We start from the raw sequence: 4,834 nt of genomic DNA on the forward strand, positions 1-4,834 counted from the left end.
GGTTCTCTGATTCCATTTTTGTCCATGTCGACCTCCCAAAATTGTGAATGTTGGAGATGGTCTCACCGTTCAGAAAAAATGGGTACCCTGGGGATAAATGGACGCTTACATTTGGCAGAGAACCAATCAACTGACGCAAGGGCATGTGCCGACGTTTCTTTCCGATCTCGTGGCGCAGAATACCCCATTCCGACGACCGTTTGACATCATGCTGATTGGGCAAAGTCGCACACAACCTCGCCCGAATCATCTGGCGGGTTAAGCGATTGAACGTATCGTCCAATGCCTTGAAAGCCTCTATTTTGCGTGTATGTTCTGCCGGGACAAAGTTGCGCAACACCTCATCATGATCCACTAGGGTACTGAGCCACCATCGACAATAGTTGACCTCAAAAGATCGTTGTACCATACCAATTGGCACCATCCCATTTTCAATCCCCGCCAGTAAAGGTCCAAGCCCAGCCACAATGGCCTCGTCACGACTTTTCCGCCAGGCACACCAAGCACGCAACTTAGGTTCCCTGGCAATAATTCCTTTGCAGAATTGAAGCAGCATTGACGGTGTCACACGATTCGGCACTACCTCCTTCCCGCTCACCAATCCGATCAGGTTGGCAGCCAATCCATCAAAACGGGTAAGTACTTCGATCAACCGTTTACCGGTTACCGCAACCGTACCCCCTGTCTTAAACAACGGGTTGGCATCGCCGAGCAATCGTCTCACTGCTCCCTGGAGAGTGGCCAACAACTCGGTTGTGGAGCCCAGGCTACCCATTACAGTGGACAAATGGTGATAAAAGCGAATAATGTTCTCCACCTCTGCGCGCCGGGTTCCTGAAAATCGCCACAAACCAGAGGTTTTTATTGATAAATCATTAAACTTTTTAAGCTCTTGGTCCAATTCCTTAATCTCGACCAACGCAGCCAAGTCATGGACACAATTCGGCTCCGCCTGCATGCCAGATTCGCACACAGCAACCAGATGTTTGCGTACCCGATTCTTGAGCAGTACACTCCTCGGCCACCAAGTTTTTTCTGCCTCCTGCCACATTGTCCGTAAACCAACCAGATCGACTTGCAGTGCATGGTTTAATATATAAGGCAGCGACAACGAATCAACTAAAACCTGTCGACGATCCACCAGGTCAAGCCCACCGATCAACCTATCGATAATGCTTTGAATATCGGTACGTAGCACAAAGAGCCAATCCTGTTCCGGCGCACAAAGTAATAATTCAGCCAATATTTTTAATTCATGCCGTCCACTCCTATCCAGCGTGATCAAGGAAAAACCGATGGTGGAGGCGAATTGTTTTATCGTTTGATCGAATTGTTCGCATATTGAAATCACCTGCCGTGCAGCACCCATCAGTGACGACTGCCACTCAGGAGACCATTCGCTACGAGGGATTGCTGCCAGCGGATTGTTGGCAACCTTCCCGATCCCTATGGCACCGGCATCCAAACGATCCATCAATTCGGTTGCCGAAATCAACACCATGGCCAGCGTTTTTAGCTTTTGTCGCCCAGTTGCATCCAACGTGACTGCAGGGAGATTGATTGGTCCAGAAAAATACGCAACCGCTTGATCAAGCTCCCCATACGCTGCAATCAACAGCCGTGCGGTACTCATCAAAGACGATTGCCACCCAGGAGACCATTCACTGCGCGTGATCGCCGCCAGGGGGCTTTTGGTAATCTGCCCAACCTCGGCGGCGTTGACATCCAACCTATCCGCCAACTGGCGCAACTCTTCCAGACTCTCTCGATCATGGATGTCAACAGTAGGCCAGGAGAGTTCCACTGCCGACATGTCGCGTTCATGAATGACTCGACCAATGGCCATAAAAGCGGTCAGGCCGTTTCTTTGTACTCGGTGCAACCGTTCAACAAAGAGATTCAACTCGGCACGCACCTGTTTAAGTTGCTGCGCCCGTAGTTGCCACTCCCCCTGGTCGACAGCCCCTTTGGCCTCCCACGCCATTTGCAACTGGGCCAGCACGTCTGCTTTCCTGGCTTTATTGCTGTGCAACTCCAGGCAAAATTCCCCCAGATTGACCTCTTTTGAATGAAGCCGACGGTAAACGACATCCAATGCTGCACTCTTCTCTGCGACAAACAACACCGATTTGCCTGCCGCCACACATTGGGCGATCAGATTAGCGATGGTTTGTGACTTGCCCGTTCCTGGTGGTCCAATCAAGACAAAATCTTTGCCTTTATCGGCTGCTATAACCGCCGCCAACTGAGAGCTATCGGTTGATAGCGGGGTAAAAAGGGTAGTCGGATCAACACTCGCATCCAGACTGCGGGGTTCTGGAAAGGGGACGGTAGCCGGGTAGGTTTCACGGGGGGTATCAAGCAAATGCTGGACGACCGGATTACGTTTCAAGCTCTCTGTGCGATCAACCAAATCCTTCCACATTAGATATTTGGCAAAGCTAAAGACACTAAGAATGACATCCTCAACAACCTCGAAACCGGACATATCCTTGACGGATTCACGTACCATTCGCCAGATACGAGCAATATCCAGTCCGGAGTCATCTTTTGGCAATTCGCCGTCCAGACCGGGAATAACCAGTTTAAAGTCCTGACGCAACATCTCCAGAAGGGTCAGGTTGAAACGTGACTCGTCATCGAGTAACTCCAGACGGAATCCGGAACGGACACTGCGACGTTCCAGCGTAACCGGTACAAGGATCAACGGGGCACGGTATCTAATCTCCTTACCCGTCGGGATCCAGGAAAGGAAACCCAGTACCAGAAAAAGCGTGTTGGCTCCCCCTTCCTGGAGAGCCAAGCGGGAACTGCGGTAAATCTCCACTAATCGACTGTCAAGTTCCTTCTCCGCCAGGTCGACAAACAGTTCATCCCGTTCTAACGCATCCATGGTCATTTCAAGTCGGGCATTCTCATGATGGCGTGCCTCATGAAGGGCAAGGTTTCTGGGATCTCGTCCATTTCCCATATCTGGTCGCGGCAATATCTTGAATTGACGTCCGCTGGCCAAGCAGTCCTCAAACCTGCCAGGATCAGGAGCATCCAAGACAATGGCTCTTTTGCCAACCTTGAAATTTAACAATGTGTTGCGCAACGAAAGGTCAAGAAGCTTGCGTTGCCAGTGCCCCAGTCGTCCATGGATCCGTTCACTGATGTCGATAGGACGGAGGGCAATCTCGCCCCAATCAGGCGCATTTTCAAATACCGGTTCTGTCTGTTCGGGAATAGCGTCAGCTACTCCTGTGTCCACTACTTCCGTGCTGGCCAATGGACGAATTCGTTGCATTCTGGTTCGTCGAATATCAACCGCCAATTCAAACTTGTCTGATTCGGTCTCGGCAATCAGTTGAAAACCGTGTTCAATCGCCGTTTTAAAGGTCGGGGCGGGTCGTTGGCAAGACAGTGTAGTCTCAAACACCACCAATTCATCCAACTTGCCTCGTTTCCGCAAAACGGAAGCGTCATCCACTATAGCTGTGGAGAATTCTTCGGCAATCAACCAGCAACCAATAAACGAGTGGCCGTGGGTGAAAACGATGATCGGATTGAGCCCACACTGTTCCAGGCAACCGGCAAACAACAAAGTCATGTCCAAACAGGTGGCAATACCACCGTTGCAAACTTGGCTTGGCGATCGGACTTTCTGTCCCTCCTTCTCAAAACTGGATGCTGGCAAAGCATATTCAAGCCCAAAAGAGCAGACTGCACTCCACACCGCCGAAAGCAACTCCCATGCCCGTCCCTTTGTGCCTCGAGCGTAACCGTTCAAAGCGGAATCCTTGCCGTGTTTACGCAAAACCTCGGCCGATTTTTTGAGTACCTTGTCAACAGCCGGGTCGTTGGGCTGAACAAACGCACCCACCAATTCAGGTACTGAGCCGATGCCTCCCCACTGGTTGCGCGCCAGCATTTCGATGGGTATCTCCAACCGAGATCGTTCAAGGTCAGCCTGCCGAAGGACCAAAAGAGCTGTTGCTTTTTCTGCCTCCGTCAATCTGGCCAGCAGACCACCATCCAGATCGACATCCATCTTGGGAATATGGTAACGCTGTTTGGCACCCACTCTTGCGATATGCCAAGTATGGGTCTTTATAAAGGGGGGATCAGAGGATATTATCAATTCCAGGTCGTCTAGCACCTCATTGCCGTCGTTGATGATGACGACCTCTCTCAACACCGGTACCGAGTTTTGATAGAAGGCAAAGGAAATCTTGGGAGCGATAGCAGCATTCAGCATGATTGGGGTTGGGTCAGTGCCCTCTATACCATCAGACGGCATCTGTTTGGTACCGACTTGACCGGTGGAATCTACATCAACACGGTGTAGCGACTTCATATCACCCTCCACGTCGTCTAAAACAAGTAACCACACAAAACATAAACATGAATTTATTCTGACCCTCCAGAATTTATCAAACAAGCGGGCTTGCCTCGTTTAGACAAAGCACACATAATGGTCGGCCAACGGAGGTGCGGATCATGTCAAAACAGGTCAGCAAGCATCACTCCCCCCCGGGAGAAAACAGCCATTTTGTAATCGCGGCCAGAGTCAATACTGCCACTCATTTTTACTCCGCAACAAACCACCAAAATCATGTAATTTCAGTAAAGGAAGAGCCAACCAACTATCCAGTTATACCATTAAAGGCTTTGAATTAAAAACCTGTTCTTAATTTGATGGAGCCAAACGTATGAGTTTTTCATCCACACGTATTCAAATCTATCAGCTCTCAGTCGGGCTGCCGCCCTCCAGGAGTGCCCCTGCGGGGCGTTTTGGGCGCGCTGCGCCAATTTCCTACGGAAATTGGCTTGGGTGAAAGCACGCCCGTTA

General features: G+C 50.5%; 1 protein-coding gene. It reads right to left on the reverse strand.

Annotation, left to right across the window (positions count from 1 at the left end):
* Positions 1-4,339 (reverse strand): DUF4011 domain-containing protein (locus HWQ67_RS13175; protein WP_218253152.1); only part of this gene is annotated, 4,339 nt, incomplete at its 3' end.
* Between the last annotated feature and the right edge of the window lie 495 nt (positions 4,340-4,834).

Source organism: Candidatus Magnetobacterium casense (assembly GCF_019173545.1).
Taxonomy (GTDB): domain Bacteria; phylum Nitrospirota; class Thermodesulfovibrionia; order Thermodesulfovibrionales; family Magnetobacteriaceae; genus Magnetobacterium; species Magnetobacterium cryptolimnobacter.